Annotated in this window: 20 protein-coding genes and 1 pseudogene; 11 read left to right on the top strand and 10 right to left on the bottom strand. The window is 56.8% G+C overall.

The features are described from left to right. Position 1: 1 nt before the first annotated feature. The gene (gene pepT, locus FFB58_RS03800) at positions 2-1,231 is read right to left on the bottom strand and encodes a peptidase T (protein WP_138369057.1); all 1,230 of its coding nucleotides are present in this window, start codon (positions 1,229-1,231) and stop codon (positions 2-4) included. Between the two features lie 114 nt (positions 1,232-1,345). Here pepT and FFB58_RS03795 point away from each other — a divergent pair, with 114 nt between their 5' ends. Both FFB58_RS03795 and FFB58_RS03790 read left to right on the top strand, forming a co-directional pair. Next, on the top strand, positions 1,346-2,938 hold the full coding sequence (locus tag FFB58_RS03795) for an ABC transporter substrate-binding protein (RefSeq protein WP_138369056.1): 1,593 nt from the start codon (positions 1,346-1,348) through the stop codon (positions 2,936-2,938). 137 nt (positions 2,939-3,075) lie between these two features. Next, positions 3,076-3,747 carry a DUF3313 domain-containing protein gene (locus FFB58_RS03790; protein WP_039028641.1) on the top strand — a complete coding sequence of 224 codons (672 nt, stop codon included), beginning with the start codon at positions 3,076-3,078 and terminating at the stop codon, positions 3,745-3,747. A gap of 34 nt (positions 3,748-3,781) precedes the next feature. On the opposite strand, the gene FFB58_RS03785 is transcribed toward FFB58_RS03790, so the two are convergent. Continuing rightward, positions 3,782-4,678, bottom strand: a complete 897-nt coding sequence (locus tag FFB58_RS03785; protein WP_039028642.1) for a DMT family transporter — start codon at positions 4,676-4,678, stop codon at positions 3,782-3,784. Between the two features lie 185 nt (positions 4,679-4,863). Between FFB58_RS03785 and FFB58_RS03780 the strand changes: the two genes are divergently transcribed. Further along, positions 4,864-5,736, top strand: a complete 873-nt coding sequence (locus FFB58_RS03780; protein WP_138369055.1) for a helix-turn-helix domain-containing protein — start codon at positions 4,864-4,866, stop codon at positions 5,734-5,736. Here the strand turns inward: FFB58_RS03780 and FFB58_RS03775 are convergent. Next, complete coding sequence (locus FFB58_RS03775; RefSeq protein WP_255296768.1) at positions 5,716-6,903, bottom strand: benzoate/H(+) symporter BenE family transporter; 1,188 nt, start codon at positions 6,901-6,903, stop codon at positions 5,716-5,718. The two genes, FFB58_RS03780 and FFB58_RS03775, sit on opposite strands and share 21 nt — an antisense overlap. 68 nt (positions 6,904-6,971) lie before the next feature. Here FFB58_RS03775 and FFB58_RS03770 point away from each other — a divergent pair, with 68 nt between their 5' ends. Both FFB58_RS03770 and FFB58_RS03765 read left to right on the top strand, forming a co-directional pair. Then, on the top strand, positions 6,972-7,499 hold the full coding sequence (locus tag FFB58_RS03770) for an XRE family transcriptional regulator (protein WP_138369054.1): 528 nt from the start codon (positions 6,972-6,974) through the stop codon (positions 7,497-7,499). Between the two features lie 80 nt (positions 7,500-7,579). Then, a complete protein-coding gene (locus FFB58_RS03765) occupies positions 7,580-9,544 on the top strand; it encodes a U32 family peptidase (RefSeq protein ID WP_039028646.1) in 1,965 nt (654 codons plus the stop codon). Here FFB58_RS03765 and FFB58_RS03760 read toward each other — a convergent pair whose 3' ends face one another. From FFB58_RS03760 to FFB58_RS03730, 7 genes and pseudogenes are all read right to left on the bottom strand, one after another. Continuing rightward, positions 9,545-9,775 carry a DUF2554 family protein gene (locus FFB58_RS03760; RefSeq protein ID WP_039028647.1) on the bottom strand — a complete coding sequence of 77 codons (231 nt, stop codon included), beginning with the start codon at positions 9,773-9,775 and terminating at the stop codon, positions 9,545-9,547. A 171-nt stretch (positions 9,776-9,946) separates the two neighbouring features. After that, positions 9,947-10,075 (bottom strand): DUF2474 domain-containing protein, encoded by a 129-nt coding sequence (locus FFB58_RS03755; RefSeq protein WP_032610877.1) that lies wholly within the window; start codon positions 10,073-10,075, stop codon positions 9,947-9,949. After that, complete coding sequence (gene cydB, locus FFB58_RS03750) at positions 10,075-11,085, bottom strand: cytochrome d ubiquinol oxidase subunit II (protein ID WP_138369053.1); 1,011 nt, start codon at positions 11,083-11,085, stop codon at positions 10,075-10,077. Before cydB ends, FFB58_RS03755 begins: the two co-directional genes overlap by 1 nt. Then, complete coding sequence (locus FFB58_RS03745) at positions 11,085-12,491, bottom strand: cytochrome ubiquinol oxidase subunit I (protein ID WP_138369052.1); 1,407 nt, start codon at positions 12,489-12,491, stop codon at positions 11,085-11,087. Before FFB58_RS03745 ends, cydB begins: the two co-directional genes overlap by 1 nt. A 450-nt stretch (positions 12,492-12,941) precedes the next feature. Then, positions 12,942-13,421 carry a DUF2778 domain-containing protein gene (locus FFB58_RS03740; RefSeq protein WP_138369051.1) on the bottom strand — a complete coding sequence of 160 codons (480 nt, stop codon included), beginning with the start codon at positions 13,419-13,421 and terminating at the stop codon, positions 12,942-12,944. Between the two features lie 59 nt (positions 13,422-13,480). Next, positions 13,481-13,899: pseudogene (gene tssD / locus FFB58_RS03735) on the bottom strand (type VI secretion system tube protein TssD); the annotation flags it as partial. 182 nt (positions 13,900-14,081) lie between these two features. Then, a complete protein-coding gene (locus FFB58_RS03730; RefSeq protein WP_138369050.1) occupies positions 14,082-15,110 on the bottom strand; it encodes an LLM class flavin-dependent oxidoreductase in 1,029 nt (342 codons plus the stop codon). A gap of 357 nt (positions 15,111-15,467) precedes the next feature. Between FFB58_RS03730 and FFB58_RS03725 the strand changes: the two genes are divergently transcribed. From FFB58_RS03725 to FFB58_RS03700, 6 genes are all read left to right on the top strand, one after another. Then, on the top strand, positions 15,468-15,656 hold the full coding sequence (locus FFB58_RS03725; protein WP_039028652.1) for a hypothetical protein: 189 nt from the start codon (positions 15,468-15,470) through the stop codon (positions 15,654-15,656). 112 nt (positions 15,657-15,768) lie between these two features. Further along, positions 15,769-17,187 carry a PLP-dependent aminotransferase family protein gene (locus FFB58_RS03720; protein WP_138369049.1) on the top strand — a complete coding sequence of 473 codons (1,419 nt, stop codon included), beginning with the start codon at positions 15,769-15,771 and terminating at the stop codon, positions 17,185-17,187. 291 nt (positions 17,188-17,478) lie between these two features. Beyond that, positions 17,479-18,624 carry a putative ABC transporter substrate-binding protein YdcS gene (ydcS, locus tag FFB58_RS03715; RefSeq protein ID WP_138369048.1) on the top strand — a complete coding sequence of 382 codons (1,146 nt, stop codon included), beginning with the start codon at positions 17,479-17,481 and terminating at the stop codon, positions 18,622-18,624. 17 nt (positions 18,625-18,641) lie between these two features. After that, positions 18,642-19,655 carry an ABC transporter ATP-binding protein gene (locus tag FFB58_RS03710; protein ID WP_138369047.1) on the top strand — a complete coding sequence of 338 codons (1,014 nt, stop codon included), beginning with the start codon at positions 18,642-18,644 and terminating at the stop codon, positions 19,653-19,655. Between the two features lies 1 nt (position 19,656). After that, on the top strand, positions 19,657-20,601 hold the full coding sequence (locus FFB58_RS03705; RefSeq protein WP_138369046.1) for an ABC transporter permease: 945 nt from the start codon (positions 19,657-19,659) through the stop codon (positions 20,599-20,601). Then, on the top strand, positions 20,591-21,397 hold the full coding sequence (locus tag FFB58_RS03700) for an ABC transporter permease (protein ID WP_138369045.1): 807 nt from the start codon (positions 20,591-20,593) through the stop codon (positions 21,395-21,397). The genes FFB58_RS03705 and FFB58_RS03700 overlap by 11 nt, the downstream gene beginning before the upstream one ends. Positions 21,398-21,414: the final 17 nt, after the last annotated feature.

Raw genomic sequence — 21,414 nt, 5'->3', positions numbered from 1 at the left:
CTTAACGCGCCGCCAGCAGGCAAATCTGCAGCGCGGTGTTATACGACGCCTCAAACGACTTCAACGGTAAAAACTCAAACTTCGAGTGGAAGTTGTGGGCTCCGGTGAAGAAGTTCGGGGTTAACAGCCCTTTCGCCGACAGCGCTGCGCCGTCGGTGCCGCCGCGCATCGGGGTCGGTTTTGGCGTGATGCCTAAACTTTCCATCGCCTCAAACATCAGGTCGATTGCCCGGCGATCTTCGCCCACCGCGTTGCTGATGTTGCTGTAAGTATCTTCGATGTGCCAGCTCACCTTAGCTGTCGGGTGCTGGGCGGCGATCTTCTCTGCCACGTCGCCAATCTGCGCCTTGCGCGCGGCGAAACTGTCGCGATCAAAATCACGAATGCTCGCCTTCAGCAGCGCCTCGTTTTGCCCGGCCTGAATGCCGTTAAACCAGATATAGCCTTCGCGGCCCTCGGTGTGCTCCGGCGTTTGCAGGCGATCGAAGTGGTTGATGTAATCCGTCGCCATCAGAAGCGGGTTCACTAAGACGCCTTTGGCCGACATTGGATGCGCCGTCACGCCGGTAAAGCGAATTTCCGCCGCCGCCGCGTTGAAGTTTTCATAGACGATCTCCCCGAGCTCGCAGCAGTCGATGGTCCAGGCGAAATCGACGTCAAAACGCTTCAGATCCAGCGCCTTCGCCCCGCACAGGCCAATCTCTTCATCCGGCACAAAAGCCACCACGATATCGCCATGTTTGTGCTCAGCGGTGAGGTTTTCCAGCACCGTCATCACCACGGTCACCGCCGATTTATTGTCGGCTCCCAGCACGCTGGTGCCGTCGCTAAAGATGATCTCTTCATTGAGGTAGGCCAGGATTTCCGGATGTTCGCTGACCTTCAGCCAGATCTCTTTTTCGGCGTTGAGACAGAGATCATCGCCTGTAAATGTCAGGATCTGCGGATTAATGTCCGGTGACAATCCCACGTCGACGGTATCGATATGGGTGATAAAACCGATCCGCGGCGCGCCCGGCACATTCCCCTTTTTCACCGCGGTAACGGTGGCAAATTCGTCAATGACGATATCCGACAAGCCCAGCGTTTGCAGCTCTGCCGCCAGCATCCGCGCCATCTCGTGCTGGCCGGGTGTGGAGGGCAGAGTTTTGACCTTCGGATCGCTCTGGCTGGTGACGGCCAGGTAGCGAAAGAAGCGTTGGGTTAATTGTCTGGCGAGCGCAGAAGCCATGGTGGATCCTTCTTTATTTGAGTTATCAGGTGTTTGCAAAATCACTTTAATGATATTTATGGTTCGGCACGACAAAAATTCATTAGCCGTCAAATTAAAAGACAGGAAAACGCGATGAAAAGCAACCTCACAAAACTGGCGCTGACCGTAGCTGCACTGACGGTCAGTTCCACCGTTGCCGCTAAAACGCTGGTCTATTGTTCTGAAGGATCGCCGGAGAACTTTAACCCGCAGCTCTATACTTCTGGCACCAGCGTGGATGCCAGCGCGGTGCCGGTGTACAACCGGCTGGTGGATTTTACCCCGGGCACCACCGATCTGGTGCCGAGCCTGGCCGAAAGCTGGGACGTGAGCGAGGACGGCAAGGTCTATACCTTCCATCTGCGCAAAGGGGTGAAGTTCCAGAGCAACAAGCTCTTCACCCCGACGCGCGACTTTAATGCCGATGATGTGATTTTCTCCTTCATGCGGCAGAAAGACCCTAAGCATCCGTATCACAACGTCTCTAACGGTAACTACTCGAATTTCGAAAGCCTGGAATTCGGCAAGCTGATCACCGCCATCGATAAAGTGGACGAACACACGGTGCGCTTCACCCTGGCGCACCCGGAAGCGCCGTTTGTCCCGGACCTGGCCTGGTACTTTGCGTCGATCCTCTCCGCCGAGTATGCGGACGCGATGCTGAAAGCCGGCACGCCAGAGAAGGTGGATATGGAGCCGATTGGCACCGGGCCGTTTAAGCTTGCGAAATACCAGAAAGATTCCCGCATTCTGTTCACGGCGTTCCCGGAGTACTGGCAGGGCAAGGCGAAGCTGGATCGTCTGGTGTTTACCATCGTGCCGGATGCGTCGGTGCGCTTCGCCAAACTCGAGAAAAATGAGTGCCAGGTGATGCCGTTCCCGAACCCTGCCGATCTGCCGCGGATGAAGGCGAACAAAGATCTTAATCTGATGAGCAAGGCGGGGCTGAATACCGGCTTCCTGTCATTTAACACCCAGAAACCGCCGCTGGATAACGTCAAAGTGCGCCAGGCGCTGGCGATGGCCATTAATAAACCGGCCATCATTGAGGCGGTATTCCAGGGCACCGGTACGGCGGCGAAAAATCTGCTGCCGCCGGGCGTGTGGAGTGCCGACAGCGAGCTGAAAGACTACGATTACGATCCTGAAAAAGCCAAAGCCCTGCTGAAAGAGGCCGGTTTTGCCAACGGGATGACCATTGACCTGTGGGCAATGCCGGTGCAGCGTCCGTACAACCCGAATGCCAAACGCATGGCCGAGATGATTCAGGCCGACTGGGCGAAAATTGGCGTGCAGACCAAAGTCGTCACCTACGAGTGGGGAGAATACCTCAAGCGCGTGAAGGGGGGCGAACACCAGGCGGCGCTGATGGGCTGGACCACGGCAACGGGCGATCCGGATAACTTCTTTGGTCCGCTCTTTACCTGCACCTCAGCTAACGGCGGTTCTAATTCCGCAAAATGGTGTTATCAACCTTTTGATAAAATTATTGCCGAGGCTAAATCTATTACCGATCGCGATAAACGCGTCGCGCTATATAAACAGGCGCAGCAAATGATGCACGATCAAATGCCGGCGGTAATGATTGCGCACTCAACTATTTTTGAGCCTGTACGCAAAGAAGTCACAGGCTACGAAATTGACCCGTTCGGTAAGCATTTATTCTGGCAAGTGGATATAAAATAATCATTTAACGCTGCCCGTAATGGTTACGGGCAGTCTTTTTCTTATTTATGCTGCTTCCCTCATTTTTTGTCACTTTTTTTTCAGCAAACTTTTGCTATAACTTCAATTGCATATTTGCACTTCACAGGGATACACCCATGCGTACTAATACTTTATTTAAAGTTGCCGCGCTTTCCGGCCTGTTGCTGCTGGCGGGTTGTGCGTCAAAAGTGGCAGAGCCCGATAAATATTCAGGCTTTTTAAAAGATTACTCCGGTTTGAAATCAACCACGTCAGCAACGGGTAAACCGACGCTTCGCTGGGTTGATCCGTCATATAACGAAGCGAATTACGACAGCATTGTCTGGAACCACATCACCTATTATCCGGCGCCGAAGCCAACCACCCAGATCGGTCAGCGTACGCTGGATGAACTGTTGAACTACACCAACGATAAAATGAAAAACGCGATTGGCCAGCGTAAGCCAATCGTGGCGACGCCGGGCCCACGTAGCCTGATCTTCCGTGGTGCTATTACCGGTGTTAGCTCGCAGAAAGAAGGCCTGCAGTTCTATGAAGTTGTCCCTGTTGCGCTGGTCGTTGCCGGTACGCAGATGGCAACGGGTCACCGTACCATGGATACCCACCTCTACTTTGAAGGCGAGCTGATTGACGCTAAGACCAACAAACCGGTCATGAAAGTAGTGCGTAAGGGTGAAGGTAAAGAGCTGAATAACGAAAGCACGCCGATGACCTTCGCGACCCTGAAACAGGTTGTGGATGACATGGCGACCGATGCCACCATGTTTGATGTGCATAAAACCCAATAACACAAAAACGGCCTGCATTGCGCAGGCCGTTTTTTTATGCCGTTCTCAGACGTCTGAACCAGTTCTCCGGCCGGGCAAACATCACCAGATTCCCCGTTAAAATCAGCAGTAACCCCGCAATCCCGTTACTGTGCCAGACATATCCCTCGTACATCGTCGAAAATGAGAGCGCCACCAGCGGAAAGAGCAACGTGCTGTATGCAGCCTTGCCCGCGCCAATTCTTCCGACCAGCGTGAAGTACGCGCCAAAGGCGATCACCGAGCCAAACAGCGCCAGATAGAGCAGCGCGCCCATATAGCTCACCGACCAGACCGGCGTAAAGTCATCCCCGCGGATCAGCGCAATCGCCCCCATCACCAGGGTGCCGTACAGCATCGCCCAGGCGTTGGTGGTCATAGTTTCCAGACCCTTGCGCTGGTGGCGCAGGCTGATCATATTCCCGAGCGAGAAACCGTAAGTACCCAGTGCCGAGAGGGCAATCCCGAACAGCAGACCGGCGCTCCAGCCGCTGGCCAGCAGGTCGTTCCAGAACAGGGTAATAATGCCGAGCAGCCCCAGCGCCGCGGCCAGATAAAAGCGGGCAGGCGGGCGCTGACCAAAAAAGAGGAAGCTGTTCAGGGCGTTATACAGCACTGCCATTGAGAAAATCACCGACTCCAGTCCGGTATTGATATAGGCCGCGGCGGTGTAAAAACACCAGAAGTTAAAGCAGAAGACGCAGCAGCCCTGCAGGCCGCAAAACAGGTGGTCACGTAAGGCAAGCGGGCGCAGGCGTCGCAGGATCAGCAGCACCGTCATAATGGTGGCGGTGGCGACGGCAAAGCGCCAGAAAATAGAGACCGGCGCGGGGACCGGCCCCTGTTGCAGGAAAATGGCAATCCAGGTGGTTCCCCAGATAACAACAACCAGCGCGTACAAAAATGCGTTCATCTTATTTCTCTTCTCAGCAAAGTCTGCGCTCAGTATGGCGAGAGACACGCGAGCCTTCTTTCACGGACTTGCGGCGGACTTGCATATTCTTGCGCTTTTTTCCTGACGCACGCAGAAGAGGACTGGCACTGAAGGGCAGATCTTTTTAGACTTGTTAATTCTTATTAACAGGTGTGTGAGTGGTTATGGCTGAGACCTACGGTGCCTTTGAGAATCTGCGCAAGCATAAAGCGGTATTACATAATGCCGTGGCGCTGAATTCAGGGATCCAGCTGGCGGCCTGGTCAAATAAACGTGACACCATTACGCAATATTGCGATCACCACACGCTGAGCCTTTATATCGCCGACGGTTACGAGAGCTATCACAAAACCACCGCAGGCTGGAAAAACGGCGGCGGGCCGGATCGTTTTTGTCTGATGCCGAAAGAGAGCGAGTCCACTTGGGATATTCGCGACGATCTGTCATTTGTGCATCTCTACTGTACCGACGATCACCTGCGCAACGTGGGGGAGCAGGTATGGGACAAAAGCCCGTACAGTTTTACCCTCGACGAAAATCTGTTTGGCGATGACGCCAGCATTACCGCCCTGTACCGTCATTTTATCCTTGGCTGCGACTGGCAGCAGTCTGCCAATCAGCTGACGCTGAGCACCGCCTCGACGCTGCTCCTGACCCATCTGGTGCAGCACTACAGCAACGTTCAGTGGACGTTGCCGACCGTTACCGGCGGGCTGTCGCCGTTCGTGCTGCGCAACGTGCTGACGTTTATCGAAGAGAATCTGGCCCAGCCGCTGACCCTGGCGGATCTGGCGGCGCAGGCGAGCCTGAGTGAGTTTCACTTTGCCCGCATGTTCCGTCAGTCGATGCAGATGGCCCCGCACCAGTATGTGATGCAGCGGCGGATGGAGAAGGCCAAAACCCTGGTCCGCAGCACCCGTCAGCCGCTTACCGATATTGCGCTGGCCTGCGGGTTCAGCTCCGCCAGCCATTTCAGCAACCGCTTTCGCGCCGCGACAGGGCTTACGCCGTCCCAGCTACGCGCGGCGAGTGCGTAACAGCAGGGCGTAGCAGACGCCGCCCGCCACTAATCCCCAGAACGCCGAACCAATTCCTGCAAGCGTTGCCCCGCTGGCGGTGAGCAGAAAGGTCACGATAGCCGCATCGCGCTCGGCTTCATTGTGCAGCGCCTGGTGCAGACTGCCGCCGATAGTGCCCAGCAGCGCCAGGCCCGCCAGAGTCTGGATCCAGCTTAACGGCAGGGCCGCCATCAGCCCGCTAATCGAGCCGCCAAAAATCCCCGCCAGCAGATAAAACACGCCTGCCGCGGCTGCGGCCAGCCAGCGCTTGCTGGCATCCGGGTGCGCGTCCGGGCTCTGACAGATGGCGGCGGTGATGGCCGCGATGCAGATGGAGTACACGCCGAACGGCGACAGCAGCAGCGCCAGCCCGCCGGTGACGATAATCAGCGGCGAGACGGCTACCGGATAGCCGGAGGCTTTCATGGTGGCGAACCCGGGCGCATTCTGCGAAGCCATGGTCACCAGGAAGAAGGGCAGACCGATGCTGATAAGCGTGGTCAGATTAAAGGTTGGGGCAATAAATTCCGGCATCACCACGGCGAAGGTGAGCCTGTCGGTGACAACGTCACCGTTCAGGGCCGCCACCGCACCGCCCACCAGCAGGGTGGCGACAATGGCATAGCGCGGGGCGAAGGCTTTGGTCAGCAGCCAGGCCAGCAGCATGCTGCCGCACAGCAGTAGATGTCCTTCCAGATTACTGAAGGCCTGCAGACCAAAACGCAGCAGCACCCCGGCGAGCATCGCCGCCGCCAGCGAGTGGGGGATGATCTTCATCAGCCGGGCGAACAGACCGCTGACGCCGCAAATCAGGATTAACGCATTGGCGAAGATAAAGATGCCGATAGTTTCCGACAGGCTCACCCCCTGCAGGCTGGTCGCCAGCAGGGCGGCACCCGGCGTCGACCAGGCGGTCAGCACCGGGGCTTTATACCACCACGACAGCCCCAGGGTGCTGATGCCCATACCAAGCCCTAATGCGGTCATCCAGCCTGCTATCTGCGGTGCCGTTGCACCTGCGGCAGCGGCGGCCTGCCAGATAATGGCGGCGGAACTGGCGTAGCCCACCAGCACGGCGACAAAGCCGGACAGGACGGTGGGAAAGGTGAGCGAGGATGCGCGCATGGGAACTCCGTTGTGCGTTATAACAGCCGTGAATGTAGCACTGTGCGTTATAGCATACAAGTGCTACACTCGCGGCAACGGGAGGGACCATGGACATCACACAACATCTTGCCATCACACTGAAAACGCTGCGTCAGGCGCGCGGCTGGAGCCTGTCGAAGCTGGCAGAAGAGACCGGGGTGTCGAAAGCGATGCTCGGCCAGGTGGAACGCAACGAATCCAGCCCGACGGTTTCGACGCTGTGGAAAATTGCCACCGGGCTTAACGTGCCGTTCTCGACCTTTATCACCCCCGAAGCGGAGAACCCGGCTGTGTTTGATCCCCAGCAGCAGGCGATGGTGGTGAAACCCCTGTTCCCCTGGGATGACGCGCTGAAGTACGATCATTTTTCCATAACCCTGGCACCCGGCGCGCTCAGCGAATCCACGCCGCACGAGGCGGGGGTGATTGAACATGTGGTGGTGATCAGCGGCGAACTGGAAATGCAGATCGACGGCGTCTGGCAGACCCTTATGCCCGATACCGGCCTGCGATTTGCCGGGGATAAACCGCACGCCTACCGCAACAGCAGCGGCCAGACGGTGCACTTTCACTCACTCATCCATTATCCCCGCTAAAGGCACGCAAAACTGTTTCACTGGCCCATACTTCTGACTACAATAGCCGCCATTTTGACCATAACGGATAACGACGAAGTATGCGCCTGCCATCCCATCATCTTGAACTTTTAAGCCCGGCTCGTGACGCCGCCATTGCCCGTGAAGCGATCCTTCACGGTGCCGATGCGGTCTATATCGGCGGCCCTGGATTTGGCGCCCGCCATAATGCCAGCAACAGCCTGCGCGATATCGCCGACCTGGTGCCGTTCGCCCACCGTTTTGGCGCGAAAGTGTTCGTGACCCTGAACACCATTCTTCATGATGATGAACTGGAACCGGCGCAGCGTCTGATCACCGATCTGTACCAGACCGGCGTCGACGCGCTGATCGTCCAGGATATGGGCGTCCTCGAAATGGATATCCCGCCGATTGAGCTGCACGCCAGTACCCAGTGCGATATCCGCAGCGTAGAGAAAGCGAAATTCCTGTCTGATGCGGGCTTTACCCAGATCGTGCTGGCCCGCGAGCTGAACCTCAATCAGATCCGCGACATCCGCCAGGCGACCGACGCCACTATCGAGTTCTTTATTCACGGTGCCCTGTGCGTGGCTTACTCCGGCCAGTGCAACATCTCCCACGCCCAGACCGGGCGCAGCGCCAACCGCGGCGACTGCTCCCAGGCCTGTCGTCTGCCGTACACCCTGAAAGACGATCAGGGCCGCGTGGTCGCTTTTGAAAAACACCTCCTGTCGATGAAAGACAACGACCAGACCGCCAACCTCGGCGCGCTGATCGACGCGGGCGTGCAGTCCTTCAAGATTGAAGGGCGCTACAAAGATATGAGCTACGTGAAGAACATCACCGCCCATTACCGTCAGATGCTCGATGCCATCATCGAAGATCGCGGCGGTCTGGCGCGCAGCTCTGCCGGGCGCACCGAGCACTTCTTTATCCCGTCCACCGACAAGACCTTCCATCGCGGCAGCACCGATTACTTCGTGAACGCGCGTAAAGACGATATCGGCGCATTCGATTCACCGAAGTTTATCGGCCTGCCGGTGGGTGAAGTGCTGAAGGTGACGAAAGAGTATCTGGACGTAGAAGTGACCGAACCGCTGGCCAACGGCGACGGTCTGAACGTGATGATCAAGCGTGAAGTGGTCGGCTTCCGCGCCAATACGGTAGAAAAAACCGCAGAAAACCGCTACCGCGTCTGGCCGAACGAGATGCCTGCCGACCTGTATAAAGCGCGTCCGCATGCGGCGCTTAATCGTAACCTCGACCACAACTGGCAGCAGGCGCTGCTGAAAACCTCCAGCGAGCGTCGCATTGCGGTGGATATCGAGCTGGGCGGCTGGGAAGAGCAGCTGATCCTCACCATGACCAGCGAAGATGGCACCAGCGTGACTCACACGCTGGACGGGCAGTTTGAGGTGGCGAACAACGCCGAAAAAGCGCTGAACAACCTGAAAGACGGTGTCGCTAAACTGGGCCAGACCATCTATTACGCGCGTGATATTCAGGTCAATCTGCCGGGTGCGCTGTTTGTGCCTAACAGCCTGCTGAACCAGTTCCGTCGTGAAACGGCAGAGATGCTGGACGCGGCGCGTCTGGAAAACTACCCTCGCGGCAGCCGCAAACCGGTCTCCGTGCCGCCGCCGGTCTACCCGGATACGCATCTCTCGTTCCTGGCGAACGTCTACAACCATAAAGCGCGGGCGTTCTATCAGCGCTATGGCGTGGAGTTGATTGACGCCGCCTATGAAGCGCACGAAGAGAAGGGCGACGTGCCGGTAATGATCACCAAGCACTGCCTGCGCTTCGCCTTCAACCTGTGCCCGAAACAGGCGAAGGGCAATATCAAAAGCTGGAAAGCGACGCCGATGCAGCTGGTGAATGGCGATGAGGTGTTAACCCTGAAATTTGACTGCCGTCCGTGCGAAATGCACGTCATCGGCAAGATGAAAAACCACATCTTCAAAATGCCTCAGCCGGGCAGCGTGGTGGCCTCCGTCAGCCCTGACGATCTGCTGAAAACGCTGCCGAAGCGCAAAGGCAGTTAATTAGCGAAAATGTGTATCCGGTTTGCGCGACTTCTGCCAGTGGTGATGTTCGCGCAAGCCGTCTGCCGACTCCTCTGCTGCTACCCGCAGCTCATCGCTGTCCGCCTCGTGGCGTAACTGCTGCTCGACGTTCTTCACCCAAAAAAACTCGTGCCCTTTGTGGCCTGCCATCAGCTGACCCGAAAATAACGCACAGGCCAGCAACATTATCGATAACGCTCTTGTAAACATCTTGCCACCATCCGGTTACGTTTGCCCGGTATGATGCCAATAGTTACGTCTGGTTATTATTCAGCTCTTCAAAGGCAGGAAAGGTTTTGTCAGGATTCGTGGGTAAGAAGGGCGCCAGACTATCCCCTCTCCCTTCCAGGGAGAGGGTTAGGGTGAGGGTGAGGGTGAAAATCAGTGAGACTTAAACCCCGCCGCCGTCATCAGCACCCGGAAAAACATTCCCACCAGCGCCAGCGCTAACACGCTGCCGCCCCAGATAATCACCATCCACATCAGGCGTTTCCAGACAGGTTGATTCATCAGTGATAGCCCTCCCCAGGCTGGACTTTTCCGCGAAATACGTAGTAGCTCCAGAAAGTGTAGACAAGGATGATCGGGATAATAAACAGCGCCCCCACCAGCATAAAGCCCTGACTCTGGGCAGGCGCAGCGGCTTGCCATAAGGTAATGGACGGTGGAATGATGTGCGGCCAGATGCTGATCCCAAGCCCGCTAAAGCCCAGGAAGATTAACCCGAGGGTCAATACAAACGGCAGATGATGGCTGTGCGGGTTATTCAGGCTACGCCACTGACACAGCCCCAGAATGACGACCAGAACCGGCACCGGCAGCAGGAAGAACAGGTTTGGCAGGCTAAACCAGCGCTCGGCGATGGCCGGATGCGCCAGCGGTGTCCAGAGGCTGATAACCGCGATGATCGCTAGCAGCGCAAGCAGCAGGCGTTTAGAGACCTGTCGCATCCGGCTCTGCAGCGGGTTTTCGCTTTTCATCACCAGCCAGGTGGCGCCTAAAAAGGCATAGGCTACTGCCAGTCCCAGGCCGCAGAACAGGTTGAACGGCGTGAACCAGTCGAACGGCCCGCCTGCATAAGCGCGGCCTGAAACCGGAAAACCGTTGATCACCGCACCCACGACCACGCCCTGGGTGAAGGTGGCGAGCAGGGAGCCGCCAATAAACGCCTTGTCCCAGAAGGGGCGGTGCGCGGGCGTCGCCTTGAAGCGGAACTCAAACGCCACGCCGCGGAAAATCAGCCCAATCAGCATCAAGGTCAGCGGGATGGTCAGGGCATCGATGATCACCGCGTAGGCCAGCGGAAAGGCGCCAAACAGCGCGGCCCCGCCCAGCACCAGCCAGGTTTCGTTCCCGTCCCACACCGGGGCGACGCTGTTGACCATCACATCCCGATCGTCCGCGTCCTGAATCGCGGGAAACAGAATGCCAATGCCGAGGTCAAAGCCGTCCATCACGATGTACATCAGGGTGGCGAAGACGATGATCACAAACCAGATCAGGGAGAGATCGATGCCCATTATGGTGTCTCCTTGGTAGTAAATTCAGTGCTCGCAGCCGAGAGCGGGCGTGCCGGGCGTCCATCGTTTTCGGTCGGGAAGGTCTCTTCTTCCTGCGGCCCCTTTTTAATCAGGCGCACCATGTAGCTGTATCCCACGCCAAACACCGAGGTGTAGACCACGATGAAGGCCAGCAGGCTAACGCTCATATGCAGATCGCCGTGAGCGGAGACCGCATCTTTGGTGCGCTGTAGCCCGTACACCACCCATGGCTGGCGGCCTACCTCGGTAGTCACCCACCCGGCGAGAATGGCAATGAGTCCCGACGGCCCCATCAACAGGGCAAACCACAGGAACGGCCGGGAGTGGTAGAGCCGCTGCTTATAGCGCAGCCACAGGGCGACGGCACCCAGCAGCAGCATCAGCATGCCCAGCCCGGCCATAATGCGGAACGACCAGAAGACGATGGTAGAGTTGGGGCGATCCTCTTTCGGGAACTCCTTCAGCGCCGGAACCTGCTTATCCAGACTGTGGGTGAGGATCAGGCTGCCGAGCGCCGGGATCTCCAGCCCGTAGTGGGTGCGCTCCTGCTCCATATCCGGCCAGCCAAACAGCAGCAGCGGGGTGGGCTCGCCGGGCGGGTTTTCCCAGTGGCCTTCGATAGCGGCAATTTTGGCCGGCTGATGCTTGAGGGTGTTTAGGCCATGCATATCCCCGACCATCGCCTGAATGGGGGCGACGATCAGCGTCATCCACAGCGCCATCGAGAACATGCGGCGAATGGCGGGGGTGTTGTTTCCGCGCAGCAGGTGCCAGGCCGCAGAAGCCGCGACAAACAGCGCGCTGCTGAGGAACGCGGCAATGGACATATGCAGCAGGCGATACGGGAAGGAGGGGTTAAACACCACCGCGAACCAGTCCACCGGCACCACCTGGCCGTTGACGATCTCAAAGCCCTGCGGGGTCTGCATCCAGCTGTTCGAGGCAAGGATCCAGAAGGTGGAGATGATAGTGCCCAGCGCCACCATGCAGGTGGCAAAGAAGTGCAGCCCCGGCCCGACTTTGTTCCAGCCGAAGAGCATCACGCCCAGAAAACCGGCTTCGAGGAAGAACGCGGTCAGCACTTCATAGGTCAGCAGCGGGCCGGTAATGCTGCCCGCAAACTGGGAAAAACCGCTCCAGTTGGTGCCAAACTGGTAGGCCATCACCAGCCCGGAGACCACGCCCATACCAAAGTTGACGGCGAAAATCTTCGACCAGAAATGGTACAGCGAGCGCCAGACGGGGTTTTTGCTTTTCAGCCATAACCCCTCCAGCACCGCCAGATAGCTGGCGAGACCAATGGTGATCGCCGGGAAAATAATGTGGAAGGAGACAGTAAACGCAAACTGGATCCTCGCCAGGTGAAACGCATCTAAACCAAACATGCACAGCCTCAAGGTCAATCGGTGTGTCTGTTATGGTAAATCAGCGCAAAAGTGAGTATCAGAGACAGAAACGGGGAATTTATCTATAACAGTTTGAATGAAATGGTGAGTTAACCGGGACTGTTATAGTCGATGGGCTTATTGCCCGGCGGCGCTTCGCTTGCACGGGCCTACGGATTGGCATTATGTTTGGGCGTTATTCTCTACGGGTATGACGCTTAAACCTGTAGCGGGCGAACAGCCAGATTAAAAGCGTGGTAAACAACAGAGATAAAATGGACAAAGCAAATATGTAACGATCGTACCACTGAGCCTCGGTCAGAAAACCAAACGTATCTGTGTAGATGTCATACAACCAGACGTCGGGCATAACGATACAAATAAAAGAATAAACGAGACACAGAAGAGCTAACTCTGTTAACCATATAACTACGCTGGTGCTGGGTTTCATTAATAGACCTGTATAGTGCCAAATGCTTTAAGCTCGGCTTTAATAGGAAAAGAACCTGTGCTTAACAATGCATGGTGGAGAATTCGATAGTGGGAATGATTTGGCAATGTAATACATCCTTCACTAATTCCTGAACTGCCTGCTGGATGAAGACGAAAAGCACCGCGCTCTACGTTTTCTATAAATGTTGAGTCATCGAAAACCCTATCGTCCCGGTAAAGTGCAAACCAAAAGTCACGGTTTGAACCACTTTCAAGTTCTTTGAACATATCGTGCCAACGGGAACCGAGACCTCCACGGTAACGAGTAACAATGAAATATTTCCCAGGAGGCAATGGCCCTTTCTTTTTCAAGGCAACAGAATCTGGATTATTTCTGTTGGCTCCGGCGTGTCCAGAATATGCAGGAAAGAACCCGACCCCCGGACAACTCAGGGTAGACAACTGCCCACCATTCAAATGAAATGTGCAACGAATCATCTTTCATTCCACGCATCGGAAAAAATGATATTCCCGTCACAGTGTTTCCACGTGATTTTTTCATAGCGCAGGGCGATTGATTCAAGATGGTTGTGTTTAACTGTTGAAGGATTTTGTACATCATGCATGAGCGGGCAAACAGATACGACTTTTACCCCTTCGAGGAGCATATTAAAGTACTCTTCTTCCAGCCCCGCGTAATTAATGCGATACCATTTAAATTCAGCTGACTTCAGGGTTTGCCCATGGGCAACAGCTTTATAAAGATAAGGACTAGAAGAATCGAACTCTTTTTCAAAACTAACGCGCTGTGGATACGCGTACCCGTTATCTTTCCAGTGTTGCTGTCTGTAGGTAAATGAAGACCGTGGCCAAATCCAAATATTTCAATACTGCCTTCGCGATGACGAACATCAACAGAACCGCGGATATCTGCCCCGCCATTATCTTTTAACCACAAGTACGCCGGAATTGCCATGCCAAACTCCTTTTGTCAGTAAGCTAAAAAAACAGCCATTACTTAACAACGGTTTTAGGACAATGGCCAGGCATAATGTGCCATAGTTATTGCAAATATATCAGTCAGTTATATAAGTAACTGACATAAACAATCAACTATTAATGTCTCGCGTAATACCATTACGCGAGACATCCCGGTATTTACGCGTCACGCCAGCCCATAGCCGGTGCCACATGCTTCAGAATCGACTCAATCACGTGCACGTTATATTCCACGCCCAGCTGGTTCGGTATGGTCAGTAACAGCGTGTCCGCTTCGGCGATGGCTTCGTCCTGTTTCAGTTGGGCAATCAGCTTGTCAGGTTCGGCGGCGTAGCTACGCCCGAAGATGGCACGGGTTTTCTCATCCAGATAGCCCACGCTGTCACTTTCGTTACGGCTGGAGCCGAAGTACATGCGATCGCGATCGTCCATCAGGGCGAAAATGCTGCGGCTGACCGAGACGCGCGGCGTGCGGGTGTGTCCCGCTTCGGCCCAGGCTTCGCGGTAGGCGCGGATCTGTTTTGCCTGCTGGATATGGAATGGCTCGCCGGTTTCGTCGTCTTTCAGGGTGGAGCTTTGCAGGTTCATCCCGAGCTTAGCGGCCCATACGGCGGTGGCATTGGAGCCTGCGCCCCACCAGATGCGATCCCGCAGCCCTTCGGAATGCGGCTCAACGCGCAGCAGTCCCGGCGGGTTAGGGAACATTGGCTGCGGGTTAGGTTTGGCAAAGCCTTCGCCGCGCAGGACGTCCAGCAGCACTTCGGTGTGGCGGCGCGCCATATCCGACTCGTTTTCACCTTCGCCCGGCACGTAGCCAAAGTAGCGCCAGCCGTCGATCACCTGTTCCGGGGAGCCGCGGCTGATGCCCAACTGCAAGCGTCCGCCGGCGATCAAATCGGCTGAGCCCGCATCTTCCGCCATATAGAGCGGGTTCTCATAGCGCATGTCGATAACGCCGGTGCCAATCTCAATCCGGCTGGTTTTCGCGCCAATCGCCGCCAGCAGCGGGAAGGGGGAGGCGAGCTGACGGGCAAAATGGTGCACCCGGAAATAAGCGCCATCGGCCCCCAGCTCTTCTGCGGCGACCGCCAGATCGATGGACTGCAGCAGGGCGTCAGCGGCGCTGCGGGTGCCGGACTGCGGCGACGGGGTCCAGTGACCAAATGATAAAAAACCGATCTTTTTCATTCCGGGTTTTCCTGATGTCAGAGAAATAGCGTGATCGTTACTGTACGGATTACGTAAAGAGATGAAATGCCGTTTATTTCACAGAACCCATCAAAAAATTTGAATGAATACAGCGAGTCGCGTAACCGACAGAATTTTAGCGTAAATAACGCTTGCCTCCTTCCTGGATTCATGCGTTAATGCTCTTTCGGTTTGAAATCCAAAAGATATCTAAGCAGTATTTAAAGCATCTCTCATCACGTTGTGCCTCTCCACAGTCGCTCCTGGGTTTTATCTTTACGCTCTGATTAGTTTTGTCTCAGACCCTTTTGCCTTTAAGGCCCATTAGTTTTACGTGTATACGTACAGGAGATTTACATGAGTTCTACTATCCATTTTCGTTGCCCATGCTGTCATGGCTCGCAGTTCCGCACTTCCATTTTTGACGTGTCTGAAAAAAATCCACACGGCGCAAAGTGCATTTTCTGCAAATCGTCCATGATCACCCTCGACCACTTAGCGGCTTCCCGTCATGCCCGCCAGGTGCCGTTTGAGCTGCGTAAGTAATCCAGCCAGGCGCCGTCACGCCTGCTGACATCCCCCTCACACCTATAACAGTTTATTAATTCTGCCTTTTTTCTCCTGCTGATATACTATGGAACGCAGCAAGGAGAACCCGATGAAAAAATACCAGCGCCTGGCGCAGCAAATCATTTCGCAGATCGAACTCGGCGTCTGGCAGCCCGGCGATAAGCTTCCCTCGCTGCGCGAGCAGGTGACCAGCAGCGGAATGAGCTTTATGACCGTCGGTCATGCGTACCAGATGCTGGAGAGCCAGGGCCACATTGTGGCGCGTCCGCAGTCGGGGTATTACGTCGCGGCCCGTCCGAGCGGGCAACAGCCGGTGCCGCCCGCGCAGGTGATGCGCGACGAGGCGGTCGATATCAATACCTATATCTTCGACGTCCTGCAGGCCAGCCGCGATCCCTCGGTGGTGCCTTTTGCCTCGGCCTTTCCCGATCCGCGACTCTTCCCTTTACAGCAGCTGAACCGCTCCCTGGCCAACGTCAGCAAAACCGCTACCGCCATGAGCGTGATCGAGAACCTGCCGCCGGGGAATGTCGATCTGCGCCACGCCATCGCCCGCCGCTATGCCCAGCAGGGGATGAATATCTCCCCGGATGAAATCGTTATTACCGCCGGGGCGCTCGAAGCCCTCAACCTCAGTCTGCAGGCGGTGACCGAACCGGGCGACTGGGTGATCGTCGAAAACCCCTGTTTCTACGGCGCGCTGCAGGCGCTGGAGCGACTGAAGCTCAAGGCGCTGTCGGTCGCCACCGACGTGCGCGACGGGATCGACCTCAATGCGCTGGCACAGGCGCTGAACGACTATCCGGTGAAAGCCTGCTGGCTGATGACCAACGGGCAGAACCCGCTGGGCTTTACCCTCAGTGCCGAAAAGAAAGCGCAGCTTATTGCTTTGCTCGCGCAACATAACGTCACGCTGATTGAAGATGATGTGTACAGCGAGCTCTATTACGGCCGCGAAAAGCCGCTCCCGGCGAAAGCCTGGGATCGACATGACATGACGCTGCACTGCTCGTCGTTCTCCAAATGCCTGGTGGCCGGGTTTCGTATTGGCTGGGTCGCCGCCGGGAAACATGCACGCCGCATCCAGCAGCTTCAGCTGATGAGCACCTTATCCACCAGTTCGCCGATGCAGCTGGCGCTGGTGGATTATCTCGCCACCAAACGCTACGACGCCCATCTCAGGCGTCTGCGCCGTACCCTGGCCGACCGCAAACAGCAGGCGTGGCAGGCGCTGCTGCGCCATCTGCCCGCCGAGGTGAAAATTCACCATAGCGACAGCGGCTACTTCTTATGGCTGGAACTGCCCGCGCCGCTGGATGCCGGGGAGCTTAGCGCCCGGGCGCTGGGGCATCACATCAGCATCGCCCCGGGTAAAATGTTTTCCACCTCCGATACCTGGACGCCGTTTTTCCGCTTTAATACCTCCTGGGCCTGGGGGGAGCGGGAAGAGCAGGCGGTGATCCAGTTAGCGCGGATAATTAGCGAGATGTTAAAAAATCAAAAATAGGTTTTTTGCGCTATTGATCTGCCGGTCTGAATAATTATTTCTTATCCCGTTAATAACGCCGCAATTAAATTGCGGCGTTTTTTATTATCGCTCATAGGAAATATGCATAACCCCTTCGTCTGCTAACCCCTTGTCTATAATCCAGTTACCGGGGAATGCGCCCCCGGTCACAACCTGGTGAAATTTCTCAGGCCTGCCGGGTGCGCCGCAATGGCGCGGTCTACGTTTAATTAAGGAGATATTCTACCGGCACGGCTGCCGTCTGATTTCATTACGACAGGAGTATTACGTATGAGCAAAAAATTTGCCCGTAGCAGCCTGTGCGCGCTCGGCATGACTATTTTGACTGCGCAGGCGGCAGAGCCTCCAAAAGAGATCGGCAAGGGTGAAGGGCGGCTGGATATCATTGCCTGGCCGGGCTATATCGAACGGGGTGAGACCGATAAAAATTATGACTGGGTCACCCAGTTTGAAAAAGAGACCGGCTGCAAAGTTAACGTTAAAACTGCCGCCACCTCGGATGAGATGGTCAGCCTGATGGCGAAGGGCGGTTATGACCTGGTCACCGCTTCCGGCGACGCCTCCCTGCGCCTGATCATGGGCAAACGCGTGCAGCCGATCAATCCCGATTTAATCCCCAACTGGAAAACCATCGACCCGCGCATCGTCAAAGGCGAGTGGTTTAACGTCGAGGGCAAAGCGTATGGCACACCCTACCAGTGGGGGCCAAACCTGCTGATGTACAACACCAAAACCTTCCCGACGCCGCCTGACAGCTGGGCCGTGGTGTTTAAAGAGCAAAACCTGCCGGATGGCAAAACCAACAAAGGGCGCGTCCAGGCCTACGATGGCCCGATCTACGTTGCCGATGCGGCGCTGTACGTCAAAGCCACCCAGCCGGATCTGGGCATCACCGATCCCTACCAGCTGACGGAAAAACAGTACGCGGCGGTGGTGAAGGTGCTCAAAGATCAGCATGCGCTTATCCACCGCTACTGGCACGACACCACCGTCCAGATGAGTGATTTCAAAAACGAAGGGGTGGTGGCCTCCAGCGCCTGGCCGTATCAGGCCAACGCCCTGAAAGGTGAGAATCAGCCGATTGGCACCGTCTTCCCGAAAGAGGGCGTTACGGGCTGGGCGGATACCACCATGCTGCACGCCGACGCCAAACACCCGATGTGCGCCTATAAGTGGATGAACTGGTCCCTGACGCCGAAAGTGCAGGGCGATCTGGCGGGATGGTTCGGCTCGCTGCCGGTGGTGGCGGAAGGCTGTAAAGCCAGCACCCTGCTCGGCGACAAAGGCTGCGAAACCAACGGTTATAACTATTTCGACAAAATCATGTTCTGGAAAACGCCGACCGCCAACGGCGGGAAATTCGTTCCGTACAGCCGCTGGGTTCAGGACTACATCGCCATTATGGGCGGTCGTTAAACGCCAGGGAGCGGATTATGACGTACGCAGTCGAGTTTAACGAAGTCTCACGCCTGTATGGCGACGTGCGTGCGGTGGATGGGGTGACGATCCGGATACGTGACGGCGAGTTTTTCTCCATGCTGGGGCCTTCGGGCTCCGGCAAAACCACCTGCCTGCGCCTGATTGCCGGTTTCGAACAGCTGAGCGGCGGCACGATTTCCATCTTCGGCAAAGACGCCAGCCTGCTTCCGCCCTGGGAGCGCGACGTCAACACCGTATTTCAGGACTACGCGCTCTTTCCCCACATGTCGATCCTTGAGAACGTGGCCTACGGGCTGATGGTTAAAGGGATCAACAAATCCACCCGCCAGGCACAGGCGCGGGAAGCGCTGGAGAAGGTCGGACTCAGCTTTGCCGAAGCGCGCAAGCCCTCGCAGCTCTCCGGTGGCCAGCGCCAGCGGGTGGCGATTGCCCGGGCGCTGGTCAATCAGCCCCGGGTTTTGCTGCTGGATGAACCTCTCGGCGCGCTGGATCTTAAGCTGCGCGAGCAGATGCAGTTTGAGCTGAAAAAGCTGCAGCAGGAGCTGGGGATCACCTTTATTTTCGTCACCCACGATCAGGGCGAAGCGCTGTCGATGTCTGACCGGGTGGCGGTGTTTAACAACGGGCGTATTGAACAGGTGGATACCCCGCGCGAGCTCTATCTGCGCCCGCGCACGCCCTTTGTCGCCAGCTTCGTCGGCACCTCGAACGTCTTTACCGACGCGACGGTACGGCGCGTCTGCGGCATGTCCGGCAGCTACTCCCTGCGCCCGGAGCATATCCGTCTGGACGGGCAGGGTGAAATTCAGGTACAGGGACAGGTGCAGGCGGTTCAGTTCCAGGGGGCAGCCACCCGCTACGAATTGCGTCTTGCCGAAGGGGAGAAACTGCTGGTGAGCCAGGCCAACCTGAGCGGTTTGACCCAGGCTTCGGGGGTTGAGCCCGGCCAGCAGGTCACCGCCTCGTGGGCGCGCGACGCCATGGTGCCGCTGCATGAGGAGGGGTGAGATGGACATGAGCGTGTCACCTTCACCGGCCTCCCACGGCCTGCCGGGGCGTCTGTCGGCGCTGTTCTGGCGCAGGCCGTCGCTGGGGCTGTTTTTACTCCTGCTCGGGCCGCTGATGTGGTTCGGTATTGTCTATCTCGGGTCGCTGTTTGCCCTGCTGTGGCAGGGGTTCTACACCTTCGATGACTTCACCATGGTGGTGACGCCAGATCTGACCTTCGCCAACATCCGCGCGCTGTTCAATCCCGCCAACTATGACATCATCCTGCGCACCCTGACGATGGCGATTGCCGTCACCATCGGCAGCGCCATTCTGGCCTTTCCGATGGCCTGGTATATGGCGCGCTACACCAGCGGGAAGTGGAAAGCGTTCTTCTATATCGCGGTGATGCTGCCGATGTGGGCCAGCTATATCGTCAAGGCCTACGCCTGGACGCTGCTGCTGGCGAAAGACGGCGTAGCGCAGTGGTTCCTCAGCCATATGGGGCTGGAGCCGCTGCTGACCTCGCTGCTGACGGTGCCGGGCGTGGGTGGCAGTACGCTTTCCACCTCCGGGCTGGGGCGCTTCCTGGTGTTCGTCTATATCTGGCTGCCGTTTATGATCCTGCCGGTGCAGGCGGCGCTGGAGCGTCTGCCGCCGTCGCTGCTGCAGGCCTCGGCTGACCTGGGTGCCCGCCCACGGCAGACCTTCCGCTACGTCGTCCTGCCGCTGGCGATCCCGGGCATCGCCGCCGGGTCGATTTTTACCTTCTCCCTGACGCTTGGCGACTTTATCGTGCCACAGCTGGTGGGCCCGCCGGGCTACTTTATCGGCCAGATGGTCTACTCCCAGCAAGGGGCGATTGGCAATATGCCAATGGCGGCGGCCTTTACATTAGTGCCGATTGTGCTCATTACTGTTTATCTGGCGTTCGTGAAGCGCCTGGGAGCCTTTGATGCACTCTGAACGCGCGCCGCTGTTTCTGAAAATAGCCACCTGGGGCGGGGTGATCTTCCTGCACTTCCCGCTGCTGATTATTGCCATCTATGCTTTTAATACCGAGGATGCGGCGTTCAGTTTCCCGCCCCAGGGGCTGACCCTGAAGTGGTTCAGCGCCGCAGCAGGGCGCAGTGACATCATCGAATCGGTGACGTTGTCACTGAAGATCGCCGCGCTCTCTACCGCCATTGCGCTGGTGCTGGGCACCCTGGCGGCCGCGGCGTTATGGCGTCGGGATTTCTTCGGCAAAAACGCCGTGTCGCTGATGCTGATCCTGCCCATCGCTCTGCCGGGGATCATCACCGGTCTGGCGCTGCTGACGGCCTTCAAAGCCATCAACCTGGAGCCCGGTTTCTTTACCATCATTCTCGGTCACGCCACGTTTTGCGTGGTGGTGGTGTTCAATAATGTGATTGCCCGTTTCCGGCGCACATCCTGGAGCCTGGTTGAAGCCTCCATGGATCTGGGCGCGAACGGCTGGCAAACCTTCCGCTACGTGGTTCTGCCCAATCTCGGGTCTGCGCTGCTGGCGGGGGGAATGCTGGCGTTTGCCCTGTCGTTCGATGAGATCATCGTGACGACCTTTACCGCCGGACACGAGCGGACGTTACCGCTGTGGCTGCTAAATCAGCTCGGACGCCCGCGTGATGTCCCGATAACTAACGTGGTGGCACTGCTGGTGATGCTGGTGACCGCCATTCCAATTCTGGGGGCCTGGTGGCTAACCCGCGACGGCGAAAACCTAGCCGGAAGCGGCAAATAACATTGATTTCAACAGGA

Origin of the sequence: Enterobacter sp. MF024 (assembly GCF_005843915.1) — a bacterium.
GTDB classification, from domain to species: domain Bacteria; phylum Pseudomonadota; class Gammaproteobacteria; order Enterobacterales; family Enterobacteriaceae; genus Enterobacter; species Enterobacter barmai.
This window is presented reverse-complemented; position numbering and strand designations above follow the sequence as displayed.

Bases quoted from the DNA above. Each gene is read 5' to 3' on its own strand.
- ydcS (WP_138369048.1), top strand. From the start codon at position 17,479: ATGAGCAAAAAATTTGCCCGTAGCAGCCTGTGCGCGCTCGGCATGACT.
- FFB58_RS03790 (WP_039028641.1), top strand. From the start codon at position 3,076: ATGCGTACTAATACTTTATTTAAAGTTGCCGCGCTTTCCGGCCTGTTG.
- FFB58_RS03700 (WP_138369045.1), top strand. From the start codon at position 20,591: ATGCACTCTGAACGCGCGCCGCTGTTTCTGAAAATAGCCACCTGGGGC.
- FFB58_RS03795 (WP_138369056.1), top strand. From the start codon at position 1,346: ATGAAAAGCAACCTCACAAAACTGGCGCTGACCGTAGCTGCACTGACG.
- FFB58_RS03725 (WP_039028652.1), top strand. From the start codon at position 15,468: ATGAGTTCTACTATCCATTTTCGTTGCCCATGCTGTCATGGCTCGCAG.
- FFB58_RS03770 (WP_138369054.1), top strand. From the start codon at position 6,972: ATGGACATCACACAACATCTTGCCATCACACTGAAAACGCTGCGTCAG.
- FFB58_RS03730 (WP_138369050.1), bottom strand. From the start codon at position 15,110: ATGAAAAAGATCGGTTTTTTATCATTTGGTCACTGGACCCCGTCGCCG.
- FFB58_RS03760 (WP_039028647.1), bottom strand. From the start codon at position 9,775: ATGTTTACAAGAGCGTTATCGATAATGTTGCTGGCCTGTGCGTTATTT.
- FFB58_RS03785 (WP_039028642.1), bottom strand. From the start codon at position 4,678: ATGAACGCATTTTTGTACGCGCTGGTTGTTGTTATCTGGGGAACCACC.
- FFB58_RS03710 (WP_138369047.1), top strand. From the start codon at position 18,642: ATGACGTACGCAGTCGAGTTTAACGAAGTCTCACGCCTGTATGGCGAC.
- cydB (WP_138369053.1), bottom strand. From the start codon at position 11,085: ATGGGCATCGATCTCTCCCTGATCTGGTTTGTGATCATCGTCTTCGCC.
- FFB58_RS03705 (WP_138369046.1), top strand. From the start codon at position 19,657: ATGGACATGAGCGTGTCACCTTCACCGGCCTCCCACGGCCTGCCGGGG.
- FFB58_RS03755 (WP_032610877.1), bottom strand. From the start codon at position 10,075: ATGAATCAACCTGTCTGGAAACGCCTGATGTGGATGGTGATTATCTGG.
- FFB58_RS03740 (WP_138369051.1), bottom strand. From the start codon at position 13,421: ATGATTCGTTGCACATTTCATTTGAATGGTGGGCAGTTGTCTACCCTG.
- FFB58_RS03745 (WP_138369052.1), bottom strand. From the start codon at position 12,491: ATGTTTGGTTTAGATGCGTTTCACCTGGCGAGGATCCAGTTTGCGTTT.
- pepT (WP_138369057.1), bottom strand. From the start codon at position 1,231: ATGGCTTCTGCGCTCGCCAGACAATTAACCCAACGCTTCTTTCGCTAC.
- FFB58_RS03780 (WP_138369055.1), top strand. From the start codon at position 4,864: ATGGCTGAGACCTACGGTGCCTTTGAGAATCTGCGCAAGCATAAAGCG.
- FFB58_RS03720 (WP_138369049.1), top strand. From the start codon at position 15,769: ATGAAAAAATACCAGCGCCTGGCGCAGCAAATCATTTCGCAGATCGAA.
- FFB58_RS03765 (WP_039028646.1), top strand. From the start codon at position 7,580: ATGCGCCTGCCATCCCATCATCTTGAACTTTTAAGCCCGGCTCGTGAC.